General features: G+C 63.5%; 15 protein-coding genes and 3 pseudogenes. 11 read left to right on the forward strand and 7 right to left on the reverse strand.

The features are described 5' to 3' along the window. Positions 1 to 5 precede the first annotated feature (5 nt). On the reverse strand, positions 6 to 1,262 hold the full coding sequence (locus ABIF91_RS23590) for a GTP cyclohydrolase II (RefSeq protein WP_271527709.1): 1,257 nt from the start codon (positions 1,260 to 1,262) through the stop codon (positions 6 to 8). A 382-nt stretch (positions 1,263 to 1,644) separates the two neighbouring features. Between ABIF91_RS23590 and ABIF91_RS23595 the strand changes: the two are divergent. From ABIF91_RS23595 to ABIF91_RS23605, 3 genes and pseudogenes are all read left to right on the forward strand, one after another. After that, positions 1,645 to 1,932, forward strand: a pseudogene (locus ABIF91_RS23595) (pyridoxal-5'-phosphate-dependent protein subunit beta); the annotation flags it as partial. An 88-nt stretch (positions 1,933 to 2,020) separates the two neighbouring features. Continuing rightward, positions 2,021 to 3,150 (forward strand): IS3-like element ISRj2 family transposase gene (locus ABIF91_RS23600; protein WP_086023025.1). Its coding sequence is split into 2 segments (ribosomal slippage): positions 2,021 to 2,273 and positions 2,273 to 3,150, totalling 1,131 coding nucleotides; the frame shifts between segments, so codons are not numbered across the junction. Between the two features lie 140 nt (positions 3,151 to 3,290). After that, positions 3,291 to 4,136 (forward strand): annotated as a pseudogene (locus ABIF91_RS23605) (threonine synthase); the annotation flags it as partial. 186 nt (positions 4,137 to 4,322) lie between these two features. Here the strand turns inward: ABIF91_RS23605 and ABIF91_RS23610 are convergent. Next, positions 4,323 to 5,138, reverse strand: coding sequence for a DUF2927 domain-containing protein (locus ABIF91_RS23610; protein WP_028179169.1), 816 nt, complete (start codon positions 5,136 to 5,138; stop codon positions 4,323 to 4,325). A 94-nt stretch (positions 5,139 to 5,232) separates the two neighbouring features. Then, positions 5,233 to 5,811, reverse strand: coding sequence for a L,D-transpeptidase (locus ABIF91_RS23615; protein ID WP_028179170.1), 579 nt, complete (start codon positions 5,809 to 5,811; stop codon positions 5,233 to 5,235). A gap of 262 nt (positions 5,812 to 6,073) precedes the next feature. Between ABIF91_RS23615 and ABIF91_RS23620 the strand changes: the two genes are divergently transcribed. After that, positions 6,074 to 7,621, forward strand: coding sequence for an acetolactate synthase large subunit (locus ABIF91_RS23620; RefSeq protein WP_028179171.1), 1,548 nt, complete (start codon positions 6,074 to 6,076; stop codon positions 7,619 to 7,621). A gap of 255 nt (positions 7,622 to 7,876) precedes the next feature. On the opposite strand, the gene ABIF91_RS23625 is transcribed toward ABIF91_RS23620, so the two are convergent. Further along, positions 7,877 to 9,145, reverse strand: coding sequence for an IS256 family transposase (locus ABIF91_RS23625; RefSeq protein WP_424579426.1), 1,269 nt, complete (start codon positions 9,143 to 9,145; stop codon positions 7,877 to 7,879). Positions 9,146 to 9,248: 103 nt separating this feature from the next. Between ABIF91_RS23625 and ABIF91_RS23630 the strand changes: the two genes are divergently transcribed. Continuing rightward, positions 9,249 to 9,746 (forward strand): hypothetical protein, encoded by a 498-nt coding sequence (locus ABIF91_RS23630; protein ID WP_028182140.1) that lies wholly within the window; start codon positions 9,249 to 9,251, stop codon positions 9,744 to 9,746. A 63-nt stretch (positions 9,747 to 9,809) separates the two neighbouring features. On the opposite strand, the gene ABIF91_RS23635 is transcribed toward ABIF91_RS23630, so the two are convergent. The 3 genes from ABIF91_RS23635 to ABIF91_RS23645 form a co-directional block, all read right to left on the reverse strand. After that, positions 9,810 to 10,757, reverse strand: a complete 948-nt coding sequence (locus ABIF91_RS23635; RefSeq protein WP_155252137.1) for a hypothetical protein — start codon at positions 10,755 to 10,757, stop codon at positions 9,810 to 9,812. A 346-nt stretch (positions 10,758 to 11,103) separates the two neighbouring features. After that, a complete protein-coding gene (locus ABIF91_RS23640; RefSeq protein ID WP_028182142.1) occupies positions 11,104 to 13,035 on the reverse strand; it encodes an AI-2E family transporter in 1,932 nt (643 codons plus the stop codon). Positions 13,036 to 13,505: 470 nt separating this feature from the next. After that, complete coding sequence (locus ABIF91_RS23645) at positions 13,506 to 13,739, reverse strand: DUF3551 domain-containing protein (protein ID WP_028182143.1); 234 nt, start codon at positions 13,737 to 13,739, stop codon at positions 13,506 to 13,508. A 253-nt stretch (positions 13,740 to 13,992) separates the two neighbouring features. Between ABIF91_RS23645 and ABIF91_RS23650 the strand changes: the two genes are divergently transcribed. The 6 genes and pseudogenes from ABIF91_RS23650 to ABIF91_RS23675 all read left to right on the forward strand — a co-directional run bounded on the left by ABIF91_RS23650 (position 13,993) and on the right by ABIF91_RS23675 (position 20,669). Continuing rightward, positions 13,993 to 14,319: a hypothetical protein gene (locus ABIF91_RS23650; RefSeq protein WP_028181771.1), complete on the forward strand. Its 327-nt coding sequence runs from the start codon at positions 13,993 to 13,995 to the stop codon at positions 14,317 to 14,319. A 110-nt stretch (positions 14,320 to 14,429) separates the two neighbouring features. Beyond that, a complete protein-coding gene (locus tag ABIF91_RS23655; RefSeq protein ID WP_028181770.1) occupies positions 14,430 to 14,909 on the forward strand; it encodes a hypothetical protein in 480 nt (159 codons plus the stop codon). Positions 14,910 to 14,968: 59 nt separating this feature from the next. Then, entirely contained in the window at positions 14,969 to 15,451 is a 483-nt protein-coding gene (gene greA, locus ABIF91_RS23660) for a transcription elongation factor GreA (protein WP_028181769.1), read from the forward strand. A 335-nt stretch (positions 15,452 to 15,786) separates the two neighbouring features. Beyond that, complete coding sequence (locus ABIF91_RS23665) at positions 15,787 to 16,464, forward strand: hypothetical protein (protein ID WP_028181768.1); 678 nt, start codon at positions 15,787 to 15,789, stop codon at positions 16,462 to 16,464. A gap of 303 nt (positions 16,465 to 16,767) precedes the next feature. Next, positions 16,768 to 18,723: an alkaline phosphatase PhoX gene (locus ABIF91_RS23670; RefSeq protein ID WP_028181767.1), complete on the forward strand. Its 1,956-nt coding sequence runs from the start codon at positions 16,768 to 16,770 to the stop codon at positions 18,721 to 18,723. 184 nt (positions 18,724 to 18,907) lie between these two features. After that, positions 18,908 to 20,669 (forward strand): annotated as a pseudogene (locus ABIF91_RS23675) (type I secretion system permease/ATPase). Positions 20,670 to 20,686: the final 17 nt, after the last annotated feature.

A 20,686-nucleotide genomic window follows, 5' to 3' on the forward strand; every position in this document is an offset into this window, starting at 1 on the left:
CGCGATCAGTATTTTTCCAGCGAACGCCCGACCACGCCGTTCACGTCCTGCTCCGGCGCGATGTCGGTCGAGTAGTAACCGGCGGCCTTCTTCGCGGCGATCTCGACATGGGCATCGGCCGGGATCAGCTCCAGCGGGATCGGTACGCGCTCGACGATGTCGATGCCCTGCGAGGTCAGCGCGTCGTGTTTCATGTCGCTCATCGACAGGAAACGGTCGATGCGCTTGAGGCCCAGCCAGTGTATGGTATCCGGCATCAATTGCTGGAAGCGTGCGTCCTGGACGCCGGCGACGCATTCGGTGCGCTCGAAATAGGCGGCGGCCGCATCGCCATCCTCCTGGCGCTTGCGGGCGTTGTAGACCAGGAATTTCGTGACCTCGCCGAGTGCGCGGCCCTCCTTGCGGTTGTAGACGACGAGCCCGAGCCCGCCCTCCTGGGCGCCGCGCGCGGATTCCTCGATGCCGTGGATCAGGTAGGGCCGGCAGGTGCAGATGTCGGAGCCGAACACGTCGGAGCCGTTGCACTCGTCATGCACGCGGCAGGTGATCCTGGTGCGATGGTCCGGCAGCTTGGTGACGTCGCCGAACAGATAGACCGTGGTGCCACCGATCGGCGGCAGGAACACTTTCATGTCCGGCCGCGTCACCAGCTCCGGGAACATGCCGGCGGTCTGCTCGAACAGCGTACGCCGCAGCTCGGTCTCGCCGGTGCCGAAGCGCGCGGCAAGCCCCGGCAGGTACCAGACCGGATCGATCGCGATCTTCACCACGGAGACGCTGCCATTGGCATGCACGACCTCGCCGTCGGCACGGAGCCGCTTTGCGGCCAGCGCCTCGCGGATTTCCGGCAGGTCCAGCCGCGCCCGCGTCACCGCGATGCTCGGGCGGATGTCGGCGCCTTCGGCGATCTCCTGGCGGAAGTTCTCGGCGACGAGATGCCCCCAGGGATCGAGCGCGACGATCTTGGTGGGATCGCTCCATTGCGGGAACGGCCCGATGGTCGCGGCGGGAAAGGTGTTGGTGAGGTCGGGGCGCCGGATGGGATCGAGCGCGCCGGCGGAGACGGCGAGCGCGCGGTACATCGCGTAGGACCCGCCATGGCTGCCGATCACGTTGCGATCCCCGGTGCGCGACACCGTGCCGATGATCGGCCCGCGGGCGCGCGCGTCAGTGGCGCCCCAATGGATCGGAAAGGCGGCCTTCCTGCCCGGCTCCGGATGGGAGGTGAGGCGGATGTGGTCGGTACGGTTGGCACGGCTCATGTCCAGGCTCCCAAAAAGCCAACGGCCCGCCGCTGGGACGGGCCTGGCTCGCTTGCGTTGCCTGACAGGAACAGCGGCGGCGCAAGCTCAATCCAACATATTGTAGCGGCCGGCGACGACAGACAAGTTAATCGTGCCGGGCGAGCAGGGCGGTTTGCGACCAAATTCCCGTCATTGGCGGGCTTGCAGGGGTCGCCTTCAGCGCCGGGTCCTCGCGCGGGCCAAGCGCGCCGCTTTGCGGCGAGATCAGCTAAGGAATTGAAGTATTTATACTTTTCATGTTTTCAAGGGTGTGTGTGTCGTTTCGCTCGGCCAGCGTCGAATCCCGGACTAAACGTGTCATCCGTCCGATCGAAGATCGTCCTTGACTTGGAGACCCCCAATGCCCGCCGCCAGCTACATCGACCCCCGCAACGGACAGCTCTATCCGCTCGACCAGCCGCGCTGGTGCTCGGACGAGCGCACGCCGCTGCTGGTGACGCCGGGTGCCGGCATCTCGCGCGCGGACATCGATGGCCGGACGCGGTCGCTGTGGCGCTACCGCGCGGCATTGCCGGTCGAGATCGCCAATCCGATCTCGCTCGGCGAGGGCTGCACGCTGCTGATCCCGCAAGGTTGGGGGGACCTGCGGCCCTTCTTCAAGCTCGAATGGTTCAATCCGACCGGCAGCAGAGCTGGCCCCGCAAATTCGGACAGTAGCTTGAGTGGATTTTCTGCCTGACAGCGGCGAGGATTCTTGCTGCGAATCAGGAGCGAAGATGACGAAGAAGAGCCGCCGGACGCATTCTCCGGCATTCAAGGCGAAGGTTGCTTTGGCTGCGGTCAAAGGCGACAAGACACTGGCGGAGCTGGCGCAACTGTTTGATGTTCATCCGAACCAGATCACGATCTGGAAAAACCAGCTCCTGGAAGGCGCCGCCGGCGTGTTTGGGCATGACAAGACATCGGCCGAGACGCCGGTCGATTTGAAGGCGTTACATGCCAAGATCGGCGAGCTGGCGTTGGAAAACGATTTTTTGTCCGGCGCGCTCACCAAGGCGGGCCTGCTGAGCGCAAAGCGATGATCGACCGCGGTCATGATCTTTCTATCGTGCGCCAGGCGAAGGTCCTGAAGCTGGCTCGCAGCACGGTCTACTATGAACCTCGGCCAGTTTCGGCCGAGGACCTTGCCTTGATGCGTCGGCTCGATGAGCTGCATCTCGATTATCCCTTCGCGGGAGCGCGTATGCTGCGATCGTTGCTGCGGCGGGAGGGCGTATACGCCGGTCGCCGCCACATCGCGACGCTGATGAAGCGCATGGGGATCGAGGCGGTCTATCGTCGCCCGAACACGAGCAAGCCGGCTCCGGGTCACAAGATCTACCCGTACCTGTTGCGCGGATTGAAGATCGAGCGGCCCGACCATGCGTGGGCAATGGACATCACCTACATTCCGATGCGGCGTGGCTTCGTCTATCTCGCGGCGGTCGTCGATGTGTTCAGCCGACGGGTCCTGGCCCATCGCGTCTCGATCACAATGGAGGCGGCCTTCTGCGTCGAAGCGGTCCAGGAGGCGTTGGCGAAGCACGGCAGGCCCGAGATTTTCAACACGGATCAGGGCAGCCAGTTCACCAGCCTCGAGTTCACCGATGTGCTGCTGGACGCGAAGATCGCCATCAGCATGGACGGCAAGGGCGCCTGGCGCGACAACGTGTTTGTCGAGCGGCTCTGGCGCACGGTCAAATACGAAGAAGTATATCTCCGCGCCTACGACAGCGTGTCCGAGGCGCGAGCGTCAATTGCCAAGTATCTGGCCTTCTACAATCAGGGACGCCCTCACTCGAGCCTTGACGGGCGCACGCCCGACGAGGCTTACTTCGGCACGCAAGCTATGGTGATGGCCGCATGACCGTCGCCGACGGTTTTGTCGTCGCTCTGGTCGGGCTACGCCCTCCCGACGCAACGACAAAACCGTAAAGCCCCGCGTTCAGCATAACCCGGCAGGAATCCACTTAAATCCAGCGGGGCGCTGTCCAAACAACCGGGGCCAGCTCTAGCTTCAAGGACCGCGGCTCTTCCGTGATGTTGTCTTTCCTGCGACAGATCGGTGTCGACGCCATTCTGGAGGACTCGTCGGGCAATGGCGGCTCGTCGATGGCAGGGCTGGGCGCCGCCGGCGGCATGCGCGTGAAGATCCTCGCGCCCGCGTCCACGTCGCCGGCCAAGATCGCGCAGGTGAGGGCGTATGGCGCCGAGGTGCAACTCGTCGAAGGGCCACGCGAGGAGTCGGAAGCCGAGGCCATCCGCCAGTCGAGCCAGACCTTCTACGCCAGCCACAATTGGCAGCCGTTCTTCCTCGAAGGCACCAAATCGCTCGCCTACGAGATCTGGGAGGATCTCGGCTTTCGCGCACCCGACAACGTCATCGTTCCCGTCGGCGCCGGCAGCAGCCTGCTCGGCTGCGCCTTCGGCTTCCGCGAGCTCTTGAAGGCCGGGCAGATATCGAAGCTGCCGCGCCTGTTCGCGGCGCAGCCGCTGAATTGCTCGCCGATCGATGCGAGCTTCAAGGCCGGCGTCGATACGCCTGTCGTGCGCGAGGTGCACAAGACCATCGCCGAAGGCACCGCGATCAAGAATCCCCTGCGCCTGCGCGAGATCATCGGCGCCTTGCGCGAGAGCGGTGGTCGCACGATTGCCCTTACCGAGGACGTCGTCGCCGCGCTGCGCCGTCTCGCGCTCCAGGGCCTGTTCGCCGAGCCGACCAGCGCCAGCGCGGCGGCGGCACTGGACAAGCTCGCAGCCGCTGGTGCGATCAAGGCGACGGAGACCACGGTCGCGGTCCTCACCGGCACCGGGCTGAAGGCCGCGACGACTGTGGCTGATCTGGTGCAATAGGTCCGAGCGGGCGCCGAGCTCACCCTCCCCTGGAGGGGGAGGGTCGATCGCGCGCAGCGCGAGCGGGGTGGGGTGATCTCTCCACTCGGGCAGTCCCCGTGAGGATAGATCACCCCACCCCGTCTCACATTTCGCTGCGCTCAATGCGAGCCGACCCTCCCCCTCAAGGGGAGGGTAAGCACGACCTCACTCCTTCAGGTCATTCACCCGCTTCACCCACGCCCGCACATCCTTGAGCACGGCGGGCAGCACCGCCTTGACCTCGGCCACGGTCATGCCCGCCTTGATGCGGGGATCGTAGAGCAGGTTGAGGATGTACTGGTCGTAGACGTCGAAATAGCCCATCGAGACGTTGTCGTTGAACATGGTCCACGGCACGCTCGCGGTGTCGTTGATGGGCCCGAGCGATTGCAGGAGCTCCTCATAGGCGCAGTCGAGGAAGACGAAATCGCCGTTGTCGACGGTGAGGATGACGTCGGAATGCTCGATCTCGAAATCGTCGTTCTTGCGAAAGCCGGACAGGCATTGCGGGTCGAGCGAGGTGCGAATCTCGCGCGCCTTCTCGGCTCCGTAGAAGCTCGAGATGGTGCGGTAGAGGTCGCGGTCGCGCACCAGCTTCACCCGCACATTCGCCGCTTCGTTGGTGTCGATCATGGCGATGTCGAGATGCTGCACGCGCCTGCCGATATCGGCCACGACTTTTGCGAGCTGCGTCTTGCGGTCGGCGCGGTCGCTCTCGGCGAACACGCGCACCGGCCCGTCGAACTTGCGGATGCGGTCGACACGGCCGGCGAGATGATATTCGGCACCGAATGCCGTCTTCAGGAAGCCGTCGACGATCTCGCCGTCGGTGAAGCTCTTCTTCTCGGCGCGCTGGCGCGAGGACACCGCGGGCAATTCGCCCGCGGCGGCCATGGAGGCGGTGTCAGGCACCAATATGAACGCGGCAAGCGCCAATAGGGCGAAGCGAAGGGCGGGCGAGGACGGAGTCAATGCACTCATCGTTGCCCGACGCTGCCGCATTCGCCCCGCGCGCACAAGTCCGCAAATTCACGCGCCCTGCGGTTCCGCCGCGTTCAAAGGCTCCGGTCTTGCTTCAGTTGTTCAGCACCACAACAGTGGTGCCGACCGCGACACGGCTGTAGAGATCGGTGACGTCGTCATTGGTCATGCGGAAGCAGCCCGAGGAGACCGCCTGGCCGATCGTCTCCGGCTCGTTGGAGCCGTGGATGCGGTACAGCGTCGAGCCAAGATACATCGCGCGGGCGCCGAGCGGATTGTCGACGCCGCCCTTCATGTGGCGCGGCAGGTCGGGCCGGCGGGCCAGCATCTGCGACGGCGGCGTCCAGTCCGGCCATTCCCTCTTGGCGGTGATCTTGTGCACCCCGCCCCAGCGGAAGCCGTCGCGGCCGACGCCGATGCCGTAGCGCAGGGCCTGGCCGTTCTGGAGCACCAGATAGAGCCGGCGCTCGCTGGTGTTCACCACGATCGTGCCGGGGGCGTAGTTGCCATTGTACATGACGGTGGTGCGGGGAACGGGATTGGCGCCGGAACGGAAGAAGTTCGGGCCGCCGCCCATGATGTCGCGCGTGTCGAACTCTTCGGCGAGCGCGCCACCCGCCATGGCCGACAGCAGTGCGATGGCGGCAATCGGCGCGGCAAAAAACCGGATCATTGTCTCCCCCAGAAAGAAATCGATTCAATGAATGCCACAGGCCATATTTGCGGGCATTCCGCAAGCCACGGGCCCGTGAGGGATGCCATGCTTGACCATCGGCGTTACCAAATCGGCAACCACAATTTGCCGAAAACCATTAGCCAAACCGGCGCATCGTCGCGCGGGGCAGGGCGGCGATGCCGGCTATTGCTTTGACGGGACGCGCGAACAATGATTGATCGGACGGATATCTGGACATGGCCGGCTACGGGAGCTTTGGATGAACGGTGCGGAAAGCCTGGTGCGGACGATGGTTAAGGGTGGGGTGGACGTCTGCTTCACCAACCCCGGTACCTCCGAGATGCATTTTGTCGCAGCGCTCGACCGCGTGCCGGGCATGCGTTGCGTGCTCGGCCTGTTCGAGGGCGTGGTGACGGGCGCTGCCGACGGCTATTTCCGCATGAAGGGAACGCCGGCCTCGACGCTGCTGCATCTCGGCCCCGGCCTCGCCAACGGGCTTGCCAATCTGCACAATGCCAAGAAGGCGAACTCCGGCATCGTCAACATCGTCGGCCAGCACGCCGTCTACCATATCGGCTACAACGCGCCTCTGACCTCCGACATCGAGGGCCTGGCCCGGCCGATGTCGTCCTGGGTCCGCACCTCGCCGGACGCCAAATCGGTCGCCGCCGACGGTGCCGCGGCGATTGCCGCCGCCAAAAGCGCGCCGCCGCAGATCGCGACCCTGATCCTGCCCGCCGACACCGCCTGGAACGAGGCCGACGGCATCGCCGAGGTTCCGGCCGAGCAGCAACGCGCGAGCTATTCGCCGCAGGCGGTCGAGCGGGCCGCAAGAATCCTGCATGGCGACGGCGAGGGCACGCTGCTCCTGATGACCGGGAGCGCCCTGAGCGAGCACGGCCTGGCGCTTGCCGAGCGCATCGCCGGCAAGACCGGCTGCACGGTGATGGGCCCGACCTTCCGCCCCAAGATGGCGCGCGGCCGCGGCCGTTTCTCGATCGATCGCATCCACTATGTCATCGATCAGGCCCTGCCGATGCTGGCCAAGTTCCGTCACATCGTGCTGGTCGAGTCCGACGATCCCGTGGCCTTCTTCGCCTATCCGAACAAGCCGAGCATGCTCAAGCCGCAAGGCTGCGAGGTCCATCGCATGACCTCCTGGGGCGAGAACTCGGTCGCGGCGCTGGAGGCGCTCGCCGGCGCGGTGAAGGCCGGCGCCAGGGACGTCAAGCCGCAGGCTTTGGCCGAACTGGTCAAGCCGACCGGCGCGCTCACCTTCGCCTCGATCGCGCAGGCGATCGCCTGTGCGATCCCCGAGAACGCGATCATGGTCGACGAATCCCTGACCACCGGCCGCGGCTTCTTCCCGCCGACGGCGGCGGCCGCCCCGCACGACTGGCTCCAGAACATGGGCGGCTCGATCGGCTTCTCCACGCCGCTGTCGATCGGCGCTGCGATCGCCTGTCCGGATCGCAAGGTGATCACCATGGTCGGCGACGGCAGCGCGATGTACACGATCCAGTCGCTGTGGACGCAGGCGCGCGAGAACCTCGGCATCGTCACCATCGTGTTCGCCAACCGCATCTACCAGATCCTGCGCGGCGAGTTCGACAATGTCGGCGCGGGCGAGCCCGGCCAGCGCGCCAACGACATGCTCAGGCTCGACCGTCCGACGCTCGATTTCGTCGCGCTGGCCAAGGGCATGGGCGTGCCAGGCCGCGCTGTCGCCAATGCCGACGAGTTCAACAAGGCGCTGGCCGAAGCGGTCGCCGAGCCTGGGCCGCGGCTGATCGAAGTCCAGATGTAGGAGCGTTGGTTGGCCAGGCTCTCTCCCCACGTCGTCCCGGCGAACGCCGGGACCCATAACCCCAGGGAGAGATTTGGCGAAGACTCGGGGTCCGGTACGCGCACCGCGCGCACTCGATAGACCTCGCGGTATGGGTCCCGGCGTTCGCCGGGACGACACCGAGAATGTGGCGTGCACGCGCGTTGGTCGGGAGGCACGATGCAGACCGAGCTGAACAAGGTGGAGCTATGGCTGATTTTGGGTGACGCGGCCTGATCAGGCGGCGTGGCTTTCAGTGTTCGGAATGACTTCGATTCCGTCGATGAACTTTACACCGGCGATGACTTTCGGCAACTGGTTCGTGCTCTTCAATCGCCGCCAGGTCTTCGATGCGGCGTCGATGAGCTTGAACACCATCAGCTTCGCAGTTTGTTGCGACAGCGATCCCTTGGTCCGCACCGTTCGGTGGCGCACCGTGGCGAAGACGCTCTCGATCGGGTTCGAGCTGCGTAGGTGGATCCAGTGCTCAGCAGGGAAGTCGAAGAAGGCGAGCAGCGCATGGCGATCCTTGATCAGGCACTCCACCGCACGTCCGTATTTGACGTGGTATTTCTCGACGAAGACGTCGATCGCGGTTTCAGCTTCGGCCCGGTGTGGGGCCAGATAGATGTTCCGCAGGTCGTTCTTCATGGGGCCCTGCACGGATTTGGCGACCTTGTCGAGTACGTTGCTCACTTTATGGCACCAGCATCGTTGGTGCCGCGTTCCGGGAAAGGCCTCGTCCAGTGCCTTCCAGAAGCCGAGGGCGCCGTCGCCGATGGCGAGTTGCGGGGCAATCCGTAACCCGCGTTGCCGCAGGTCGATCAGGAGTTCGCGCCAGCTCTGCGCGCTCTCGCGCACGCCGACCTGGAAGCCGATCAGCTCCTTCTTGCCTTCCGGCGTGGTGCCAATCAGCACCAGCATGCATTCGCTGTGATCTTCCATGCGGGCCTGCAGGTACACGCCATCGGCCCAGATGTAGACATAGCGACGCGCCGACAGATCGCGTCTCTGCCAGCGTTCGTACTCGACCTGCCAATCGGCCTTCAGGCCGGCGATCACCGAAGGCGACAGGTTCGGCGCATCCTTGCCGAGCAGCGCCGAGAGCGCCTCCTGGAAGTCGCCGGTCGAGATGCCGCGCAAATAGAGGACCGGGATCAAGGCATCCAGGCTCTTCGTCCGCCGCGCCCATAGCGGCAGGATTGCCGAACTGAAGCGGAGGCGGTCGTCTGGCCCGCTCGCTCCGCGGTCGCGGACCTTGGGACGAGCGACCTCCACCGGACCGATGCCGGTCGCAATCTCGCGCACCGGACCGTGCCCATGTCGGACCAGGCGCGCTCGACCGTCGGGCAGCGTCAGATTGGCCGTGCTGGCCAGAAACGCGCCAACCTCGATCTCGATCGCCCTGGCAAGCAGGTCCCGCGCGCCGGCACGAACGATATCGGTCAGTGGATCATCAACCGCGGACGGCTGACGGAAAGCAAGAACATTGGTAGTCTCGGTCATGGCGTATCGCTCTCCTCGAGAGGTTCTGGCAGGCTCGTCACCCGCCTCGATACGCGGCCTTCCTCACACCGTCATCACCCAGATTCCGCCATAGCTCAACAAGGTGATCGCGGCGCTCCAGGACTTCTACGCCCACGAGGATTTCCTGTTCGAGAAGGACATCGGCGAGCGGGCGGTCACGCACCGCTTCGCCGTGTATCTGGAAAAGCAGTTTTCGGGCTGGTCAGTCGATTGCAACTACGACCGGCTCGGCGAGCGCACGCTGCACCTGCCGCACGGCACCATCATCTCGACCGACGACCATCTCGGCAAGTCGATCTACCCCGATGTCGTCGTGCATCAGCGCGAGATCCCGAACAATCTGCTCGCGGTCGAGATCCGGAAGGCGAACAATCATACGCCGCTGGAGCATGACGAGCACAAGCTGCGGGCGCTCACCGATCCGAATGTCTGGTTCGCCTACACGATCGGCGTGCTGCTGGTGCTGGATAGATCCGGCGTCATGTTGTCGGACGTCTATTTCGGCGGCGGGCCCGACCGGGCATTGGCGGTGTGGTTCGCCAAGCGGCTGAATGACGCCGGTCTTGCCGGGACCTCGTGAGGGCGCCGGCGGACAGAACGCAGCCTTGAGGACCCTGTTGGGCCCGGGCCCGAATTTCCTCGCTCAGAACTTGAAGCTGCTCTGGATGAAGGTGCCGTATCGGTCGACCTGATAGGTCTGCGCCTGCCCCGCTGCTCCGCTCGCAGGCTCGGTGAAGTCGTTGATTCCGGTGTGCCAGTACCGGGCGCCAATTCCCACATTTGCGTTGGGCGTAACAGCGTAAGACAGGACCGTCTCGAGCTGGAAGCCATGGCCGTAGCCGCGAGAGGGCTCGGTGCCGAAGGTGAAGTAGTGCGTGTCGAAAGCTCTCACGTCGGAATAAGTGTAGGCGGCATCGACGGTCAGCTTGAGCGCCGGTGTAAACCAGAGATCGGCAACGGCGCCGGCGCGTACGCTGTGCAGGATGTCTCGCTCGGTGATGACTTTGACGTTGCCGGCGAGGACGCCGGCACCTTCGCAGATCTGACCGCCAGACACGGTCTGTCGGCAGCCCCATGCATCGGCCAGTTCGCCGCGGTAATGGTAACCGACGAAGGCACCCAGACGAAGGCGCGGCTCCGCATTGACCGGGTGGGACTCGTAAAAGGAATAGCCGATATCGAGGCTGGCGTAGCCAAGAATGCCGCGGGTCTGGCTCTCCGTCTTTGTGTACGGCCCATTGAAGAACGGCGGAAAATCCTCGTCGTTCATGGTGCCGCCGGTCATACCTCCATATCCCCCGTAGCCCTTTACGAAGAACTTCATGGGGCTGTCGATCCGGAAGAAAACCTCTCCCGAATGCGTGCTCATGTTGTGATAGTCGAGCCGTGAGATGACGGGCGAAGATCGCGAGCCGCTGGTGTGCAAGTCGTAGGCGGTGCGGCCGATGCTGTACCAGAACCGTGCGCCGACCTCGACCTGCCAAAGATTGAGTGGCTCGGGAGCCCTGACAGCCTTGATCGGCAAATCGGCGGCGACTGCCGGAGCGACCAGCGTGAAGAGGCCGGATGCGATGAATGCTGCCTTGTGCACGACGTCCTCAGCCTGCTTGTATGGATATCCTGCGAATCGGAGTGAAACTTTGAGGCGGATTGTGGTGATTTGCTGCGAACGGAGCAATCCGAAATCGCGCCCGCGCCGCGGGTTCTCGGCCTATCGTAACAACTTTGCACCACACGCGAGAGGCCGGTGACGATATAGCCGCGCGATGGGCGGCGTACTGCTGGACAGGTGCAACGTCACGGCGTCGGAGGTGTATGTCAGCGGTCTCGCTGATCAGCGCTCTCGCGCTGGGGCGCGAGGTCGACCTCGGCTCGGTCGCGCAGTAGCAGGCGTACTCACATAAGGGCAGCTTTCGAGGCCGGCATCGATGGCAGCCTCACGCTGCAGCCGTTGTGGATTTATCCTTCTCTGTTTCTTGCCCCTGTTCCCTTGCCCCCGTCGCTTCGATGCACAGCCTGACGGCCTCGCCGATGCTCGTTGCAACGAGGTCAGCCTTAGCGCCCTCCCGCAGCAATTCCAGGGCCGCCGGGTCAATGTCCTTGACCCAGCAACCTAGGATGATGGTTGCCTTCGGCAATTTCCGCCTCAGACGCCGGACGGAGTACCGCATGTGTGCCGCGGCGCGGGCATCGAGATAGACCAGGCAAACGATCGCCACGCCCGTCGTATCCAGACGAAAGACGTTCGTCGTGGACAGCGATGCCGCCCCTTCGACCCGCGCAGCGAGCCCGTGCTCAGTCGAGATCTGAGCCAGCATGATCGCGGCCGCCTCGTCGATCAGGGTGCGTCCGGCCACGCACAGGACGGGGTGTTCACCCTGCCAATCCGGCGGAAGAGTTTCTCTGCGGAGGTAAGGCAAATGTTCATTGGCGGCATTCTCTGCGACGCCTTCCACCGCGGACGATGCTTCAGCATCGGTGGTTGAACTGCTCCTCGCCGGCGGCCGGTCGTCCTGATCGGCAAGATCGGCGCCGAATTCGCTGACGGCGTCGCGAATCTTCGTAAGACGTTCCTGGTCGAGCGCATGGCGATCGGCGTCGGCTTGCGCCAGCTGCAAACCCTTCAGGGCGACCTCATCATAATACGAGGCCAGCGAACGCTCCTTCAAGAACTCTTCGGCCTTTTCGGCCGCTTCCGTGGGATCCCCCGCCAGCATCCGCTGATAGAATATTTCCGGAGGAGAAAGCGCCGGTCGGTCTCCGAACATCACGTCGAGAAATTCCAATCGCTCCACATGCCGCCCGAGCACCACCAGGCAAATCGTGAGGGGGGTCGCGAGGACGAGCCCGATCGGTCCCCAAAGCGCTGTCCAGAACGTTGCCGAAGCGACCACGGCAACGGGAGAAAGCCCCGTGCTGCGGCCGTAAACCATCGGCTCGACGACATGGCCCACGATCGGTTCAACGACGAGAAACAGAGCGAGAGTCCAAAGCAGCATCGACCAGCCGGGATCGATGGCTACCGCCAGCGCCACCGGGAATGCGGCCGCGATGACCGCGCCGACATAGGGGACGAAGCGAAGCGCAGCCGCGAGGATGCCCCAGAGAATCGCGCTTGGAATTCCGATGAGCCAAAGGCCGGTGCCGATCACCACACCGAATGCGCCGTTCAGGATGAGCTGGGTCAGAAACAGCTTGCTGAGGCGGCTCGCTGCATCGTCCAGCGCGGCCGTCGTTCGTTGCAGATCCGACGAGCCCGCCAGCCGAATGAAGCGGTTACGAAGATCCTCGCGTTGAATTAGAATGAATACGACGAAAATGATGATGATGCCGGTGGTCGCGAGCGGATGAATGAGCGGAGAAATCAAGGTTCGCAGACTTTCCAACGCGCCGGGATCGGGCTGGCGCACTTCGACCGGTACCGGTGGCGCGGAGGTATTCGAGCCCGCGATAATGCCGGGGCTACGCGCGGATGGGGCGTCTTTCGGCTTATCAAGTTCCTTGCTGAGGTCTTTCAGCATGTCGGAAGCGCGCTCCAGCGTGCCCCTGCCGGCCTTGGTATCCCGAAACGCCTGGATCTTTTCGCTGATCGTCGATTGATACCGGGGCAGGTCACCAGCGAGTTGCGTCAGTTGGGCGGCGAGAAGGCTTCCTATCGCGAAGATCAGCATGAACGCAACGACAACCACGCTCACGACGGACAATCCCCGCGGGACACGGATGCGCTGCAGTATCCCGACCAGCGGCGCCAGCACGAAGCTGAGGAGAATAGCCAGCGCAACGGGCACGAAGATATCCCGGCCGAAATAGAGCATCGAGATGATGATGACGGTCAGAATTGCAGTCGCTACTGCGCTGAGCAGCGCCATCAGTTCTTCGGTGGTGCGTGGTTTGAAGGGCTGTCGCGCTACAGGCCTCATTTGCTGTCCCTGTCCCATCGTCCGCTGAGCGTGCACCGATTTCAGCTGCAAGGGCGCAGGACGACACTGCAGAGGACAGCCGCTCAGGGCACTCGTCCATGCGGTCTTCGTGAGTGGCGGCCGTACTCCGGTCACGCCATCGCACGCCAACCGCTTCGCCTCCAAAAGGTTCCTGGCTGCGGGCTAGAAGTGTGCAATGCACAGAATGGGACCGTCGCGAACATTGGTGCTTGCTCTCGCGCCGACGGCGGATCGTTAGACGCTCCTATTCGCGTGTCTGTCTTACGACCGTATCCTTGCCGGCGCCTGTCTGCCCGATAGCTCGACCCGGAGACATGGGTAACACAAGCCTGGTTTCGTTCAGTCTGTTCTGGACGGGGCTGTGGCGGCGCGCGCGTGGTGTGCGCGCCGCCAACTCGTCAGTAATGATAGGACTGCGAGTAGGCGTAGCGCGGGTTGATGCCGCAATAGGCCGACGTTCCGGAAGCCGTGGCGGCACATTGCTGATAGCTGGCGAACTGGCAGTTGCCGGGGTAACCCCAGTGGCGGCCTTGCAGGCAGTACCTGTCGTTTGCGGCCTGGGCCGGGACCGCCGACACTGAAGCGGCGATCAAGGTCGCGAACGATGCAAGGGTGAGGATGGTGCGACGCATTTCAATCTCCTTCGAGGTTGGAACGGCCGTGCTGGCGTTCCCGCTGGACTGTCTGATGCACGGTCATGCCTATATTGGTGTCCGCGACGCCGGATGCGTTCGAGGTGAGATCATCGTGATCGCAGCCGGTGGCGGGCAATGTGATCTCCACCACAGTTCGCGCGCGGGTTCCGAGCTATTCGACGAACTTGCACGCCTCGATCCCGCGGGACTAGGCTTGCCTTCATTCGGATCAGGCATTTTGGAGGTTCTGATGCAGAATTCATATTTGCTGGCTGCGACGGCCGCGCTGCTGCTGGTGATGCAGACGCCGCTTGCGCTGGCGCAGAATGCCCCGGCCGCCGGCGGAACCGCTACGCCTCACGCGACAACCGCTGCGCCGGCCGCGACAACGACGGCGCCAAGCGCAACCACCGACAGCTCCAGCCAGCCGACCGACGCCAGGAAGAGCGCATCGAAGAAGAAGATGACCCGGCAACAGGAGATCGATCATTCGATCGACACCGGCACCGTGCCGGCGCGCTATCGCAGCTCAGTGCCGAAGCAGTACCAGCAGTATATTCCGTTCGACAAGCGGTAGCGGATCGCACAGCGGCGTGACGCGACGAACGTCGTGCCGCCGGTGCCATCGCCGGTGGCGGCCTGCGAGAGCAGTGCTAGAGTAGACCGAAGTCCCGGGGGGGGGGAGTAATGAATGACGAGGTGAAGGACGCTGGCCTTGTGGCGATGATCAGCGGCATCCTGGGAGGCAACAGGCGCGCAGACAGTTTTGCACCGCTCGCCGATGGTCCGCCGACTGTGCCGGCGGATGGATTGGAGCCGGGCGAGACGTCCAGCTCCGATCCGGCACCGGCCACGGCCGGGAACGCGTCCGATGACGCGCCGGCTGCCACGACGCCGGTCGAGCCGCCCGCGCAAATCGCAACCACGCGGGACGGCAAGCGCCTGCTGCCGGCCGAGGCGATCGCTGATCTCGTGCTCGGCGAGCTGCGCAAGCTGGAGGGTTTCCCGAGCTCTGGCGTCTCGGTCACGGTCTATGGCTACCGGAACTGGAACGCCATGCTCACCTTCGCCCCGTTTTCGACCAGTTTTCAGAATGCAACGCGGTTCCGCCAGGCCATGCCGGACCTTGTCTTCAAGCTGCGCCGTTTCGTCGAACTTGAGATATAGTTCAGTGCAATCGGCGGCGCGCAGCGCCGCCATCCCAAACAGCTCGACAGGATCTTCAATTGAGCGTCGCCTTTACCAAGGAAGAGAGCGCCGAAACCGCGTCCGAGACGCTGTTGCCGGATCGTCCGATCTCGCCGCATCCAAACCTCGTGACCGAAGCAGGCTACAAGGCGTTGCAGACGCAGCTCGCCGAAGCACGCGAGGCCTATGAAGCCGCGCAACGCATCGATGACGTCAACGAGAAGCGCCGGCAGTCGGCCGTGCCCCTGCGCGACGTCCGTTATCTCACCGAACGCTTACGCACCGCGCAGGTCATGCCCGATCCTGTCGCAACCGACGTCGTCGCCTTCGGTAGCACGGTAACGTTCAGCCGTACCGATGGCCGCGTGCAGACCTACCGCATCGTCGGCGAGGACGAAGCCGATCCGAAAGCCGGCTCGATCTCGTTCGTCTCGCCGGTCGCGAGGTCGCTGATGGGAAAGGCGGTCGGAGACGTCGTGGGTTCAGGCAGCCAGGAGATCGAGATCCTGTCGATTGCGTAGGCGCGCTCAGGGGTGAGGCGAGGATCGCATGAGCAAACGGCACTCGACAGGAGCAATCTCATTCGCCTAAAGCAGGACCCGAAGGTCCCCGTTGGCGCAAAGCGCGAAGCGGTTCTCCGGAAATATCGTGCGCCAACAGGAAGCTGAGGCGCGAAGTCGATCCACCTGATGTCCATCGCGCCAGAGCTGTCCGGAACGGAGACCATGATACCTGAAGCCCGAAGGAAGCAGAGCCCCGGCAGCCGTGCCGGAATTCGGCCTGCGAGACGTTTCGGTTGTCTGCTGTTGATGCCGATGGTCTCCGCTGTGCCCGCCAAACAGGGCGCGTTGGTTGGATGAGACGTTTTCTGGCGGGAGCGTTGCCGTTTTACGCGCTGGCTGGACTGGCCATATGCATGTACCTCGTCCTGTACAGGACGAACCTCTTCGACTTGAACGCCATCGTCCAGGGTGCGACCGGTTCGTCATGGTTTCTGGTCTTCATGTTCGCCTGCGTGCTCATGGAGTCGGTCTTCCCGTATTTCGGCTATTTTCCCGGAACGGCCCTCATCCTGATGTCCGTGGCGCTCAATCCGAAGCCCGCGGATGCCTTCGTCTTCGTCATGGCGTGGCTCGCGATCATCGTCGGCGCCGTCCTGAGTTACGGGCAGGCTCGTTTTTTCAGACCGTTCTTGCAGCGGGTTGCCTCAAAAACGGCCCTGGGTCGATGTGAGTCCCTCCTCCACGCCTACGGTCCTTACGCGCGCATTGCCTTGTTCGTTCATCCCAACGCCTGCGCGATGTATTTCACGGCACTCGGACTTCTCGGCGGCAACCTGACGCGAGAGCTCGCCCACCTTTGCCTGGGCGCGGCGGCCTCCGTGGGCGTGCTGTTCGTCATCGTGACCAGACTTGTGTCGTCCGTAGGCGCCACCGATGATGGACAATTGCAGCTGCTGCTGGCGGCAGCGCTGGTCGCCATCGGCACTCTCGTCGGTCTCTACGCGGCCTGGCGGGCGGAGCGGGCTGCTTGAGGCTTGCTCCGACATTGCAAGCGGCCTGTCCGCGATAGCGCGAAGAGCGACGGCGGAAGCGACGCAATCCAGTCCTTGCAGGGTGTGCCGTGCCGACGATCGCGTGCGGGCAGGTCATAGAGCCGAGTGCATCGGTTTCGGCCTCGGGATCGTCCCGGGCGAACCCGTGCCCTGACGTTTCGCCGAATACCACTCGAGCCAAACGCAGGCATGGCCCATTCATATCGATGTCGCGTCAACGTCACAGCCGTTGGTTAACGGAGCGTTCGTGCCAGTACCAAGCCAAACAGCCAGGGAGCAAGCATGTCGCACCATCACCACGACGATCATCGCCACGTCGGTCCGTTCAAAAAGATCAAGTTCGGAACCAACGGAGACGACGCCATTCCAGGGTCGAACCACAGCGACATCATCCTCGGCTTCGGCGGCAATGATACCATCGTCGCCGGTCTCGGCAATGACATCGTTCTCGGCGGCCGCGGCAATGACTGGATCGACGGAGGCAAGGGAAACGATACGCTGTTCGGCGAAAGCGGCAATGACGCCCTGATCGGCGGCAATGGCAATGACGATCTGCATGGTGGCCGCGGCCGGGATCTGCTCCTTGGCGACGCAGGCAGGGATCATCTCAGCGGCGATGAGGGCAACGACAAGTTCCTGCTCCGCAAGGGCATGGGCGTGGACACGATCGAGCGGCTTGATGCGGGCGACCGCATTGACGTCCGCGACTTCAACATTCTATCGTTTCAGACGCTCATCGATTCCGCCCGCCAGGTCGGTCATCACGTGCAGATCAATCTCGGCCATGGCGATACGCTGATCATCGAGCATGCCCGCATTTCCGATCTTCACGCCGAGCAGTTCATTCTTTCCAACGAGGTGACGGGCACCTCGAGCTCACAGACGCCCCACCTGCTCAGCAGCAATTCGCACGTCTACACCGAGTCGCTGCTGACGACCGGCGACAGCGTGAACGGCTACAAGATGGCCGGCATTCCCGACGGTCTCGGCGCGTTCGACAACGGCGACGGCACCTTCACCGTCCTGATGAACCATGAGCTGCCCGGAACGGCCGGAATTGCCCGGGCGCATGGCGGCACCGGCTCGTTCGTGTTGGAGTGGGTCATTGACAAGACCACGCTGCAGGTCGTCTCGGGCAAGGACCTTATCCATGACGTCTGGATGTACGAGGGCGGCACCTATGTCGACCACAACGCCGGCAACAGCCCGGTGACGTTCAACCGGTTCTGTTCGGCAGACCTTGCCGATTCGGGCGCGTTCTACAATGCGCAGACGGGGCTTGGCTTCGACGGCAGGCTGTATCTCACCGGTGAAGAGGGAGGCGTCGAGGGACGGGCCTTCGCTCATGTCGTCGGCGGCCCCCAGGACGGTAACAGCTACGAGCTGGCCTGGCTCGGCAACATGGCCTACGAGAACGTGGTCGCCAATGCGCATACCGGAGACAAGACCGTCGTCGCCATGATGGATGACGGCCAGAACGGCCAGGTCTACTTCTATTCCGGCACCAAGCAGGCGACCGGAAATGTCGTCGAAAAGGCCGGCCTGACCGGAGGCCATCTGCTCGGAATTCACGTCAGCGAGTTCGAAGGTTCCGCGAACAATGCGCCGAGCAGCACCAGTGCGCTTGGTACCGACGAGAAGTCCGCCTTCACCATGATTGATCTCGGCGACGTCAGCGGCAAGACCGGCGCGCAAATCGACGCGGACAGCGAAACTGCGGGCGTGACGAGCTTTCTGCGGCCGGAGGACGGCGCGTGGGATACGCTCAACCCGAACCGCTTCTACTTCGTGTCGACGAATGCGTTCAACGCACCGAGCCAGCTCTGGGCGCTCGACTTCACCGACGCGTCGCACCCCGAGCTCGGCGGCACCATCAAGCTGCTCCTCAACGGCAGCGAAGGTCAGCAGATGCTCGACAATATTACCGTCGATTCGCACGGCAAGCTCATTCTGTCCGAGGACGTCGGCAACAACGCCCACCTCGGTAAGGTCTGGCAATACGATCCTGCAACCGACTCGCTCACACAGCTTGCCCAGCACGATGCGAGCCGCTTCGTGACGGGAGGTGCAAACTTCCTGACCCAGGACGAAGAGGCTTCGGGCGTCATCGACGTCTCGCATATCCTCGGGAACGCCGGCGAAAACGTCTACCTGATCGACACCCAGTCTCACCTCAATGTGGGAGGGGAGCTCGTCGAAGGCGGCCAGCTGCAACTGATCCACCAATATCTCGTCTGACGCCAGTCGCCCGACGAGGATATTGCTCAATGCGGAGGTGTCGGCTCCCCGGCCGGCACCTCTGTTGTTGTCAAACGGCTGTCATGAATCATCGACAGTTAGGAGCGGTTTTCATCGCTTCTTCGGTGAAGGGCGGTCGGTTCGGACAATCACCTCATCGTAAGCCGCGGAGTAATTGCGTGTGATGTTGGCTACGCAAGCAGGCCCTTCCACGGATGCAGGATCGGAACTGCGTGCCGCCGTTCGATCGTGCCGCACGGCCCTTGTGGGCATTGCAGCGTTCAGCGGATTGATCAATATTCTTAGCCTGACCGGCTCCCTCTACATGCTGGAGGTCTATGATCGCGTGCTGCCTGGCCGCAGCGTATCCACGCTGGCGGGCCTGACGATCATTGCGGCCTTGCTGTTCTTCTTTCAGGGCACATTGGAAGTGGTTCGCGGCCGTATGCTGGTTCGCATCGGGAACCAGATCGACTGGCGCATCAGTGACCGCATCTACGATCTGGTGGTTCGCCTTCCGCTTCGGACACGCGGCGGTGGAGACGGACTGCAGCCGGTTCGCGACGTCGACACCGTTCGATCGGTGATGTCGGGCTCCGGTCTGCCTGCGCTGTTCGATCTGCCTTGGCTGCCGTTCTACCTCGCCATCTGCTTTGCCTTCCATCCGCTGATCGGCATGACAGCGCTCGGCGGTGCACTCGTTCTGGTGGTGCTGACGCTGGTCACCGATCGACTGTCGCGGCAATCCGTCCGAAGGGCGTCGAGCTATGCCGCTGCACGCAATCGCCTTGCGGAAGCCAGTCGTCGCAACGCGGAAGTCTTGATCGCAATGTCGATGTCGTCCCGGTTTCTGGAGCGATGGCGCAAGCTGGGCGATGCGCATCGCAGGCAGCAAAGGATCGCCAACGATATCTCGGGAGGTTTCGGCGTCACGGGACGGATACTGCGCATGATGCTGCAATCGGCCGTGCTCGGAGTCGGGGCCTATCTCGTCATACGACAGGAAGCATCCGGCGGGATCATCATTGCCAGTTCTATCCTGACGGGTCGCGCACTTGCGCCCGTGGACGTCACGATCGGAAACTGGAAGAACTTCATCGCAGCTGCCCAAAGCTGGCAGCGCCTGACCGGGCTCATGTCGGCGTTGCCGGCGTCAGCCGACAAGCTGCCTTTGCGGCCGCCGGAACGGCTCCTCGTCGTGGACAAGTTGTCCGTCACGGCTCCTGGATCGGAAAAGCTCCTTGTCGCCGATGTCAGCTTTCATCTGAAGGCAGGCAGCGCGCTCGGCATCGTCGGCGCCAGCGGCTCGGGAAAATCCTCGTTGGTGCGCGCCCTGGTTGGCGCATGGCGGCCGTCACGCGGCGTTATCCGGCTCGACGGCGCATCGCTCGAGCAATGGTCGCCTGACGCACTGGGAAATCATATCGGATACCTGCCTCAGGACGTCGAATTGTTCGAGGGTACCATTGCCGAGAACATTGCACGGTTTGCGCCTGATGCTTCGATGGAGCAGATCCTTGCCGCTGCCAATGCCGCCGGCATCCACCAGCTCATCGTCAGCCTGCCCGATGGATACAACACCCAGATCGGCGAACACGGCGCACTATTGTCGGCGGGCCAGAGACAGCGCGTGGCGCTCGCGCGGGCGCTGTATGGATCCCTTCCTGGTCGTGCTCGACGAACCCAACTCCAACCTGGATATCGAGGGCGAAGAGGCGCTGACTCGCGCAATTCTCGCCGTTCGGGCCCGAGGCGGTGTCGTCGTTATCGTCGTACATCGCTCCAGCGCGCTGGTTGCCGTGGACTTCGTGATGACGATGTTCCATGGCCGGCAGCAGGCCTTCGGGCCCAAGGAAGACGTGCAGTCGCTGCTGGCGAGGCGGGAAGCCGGGCCGCCTGCCGCGCCGTTCAAGGTCGTCGTCCCTCAACCGGCCGCATCCACATGACCGCCGCGATACACGGC

Origin of the sequence: Bradyrhizobium sp. USDA 241, from assembly GCF_049739505.1 — a bacterium.
GTDB lineage: Bacteria > Pseudomonadota > Alphaproteobacteria > Rhizobiales > Xanthobacteraceae > Bradyrhizobium > Bradyrhizobium liaoningense.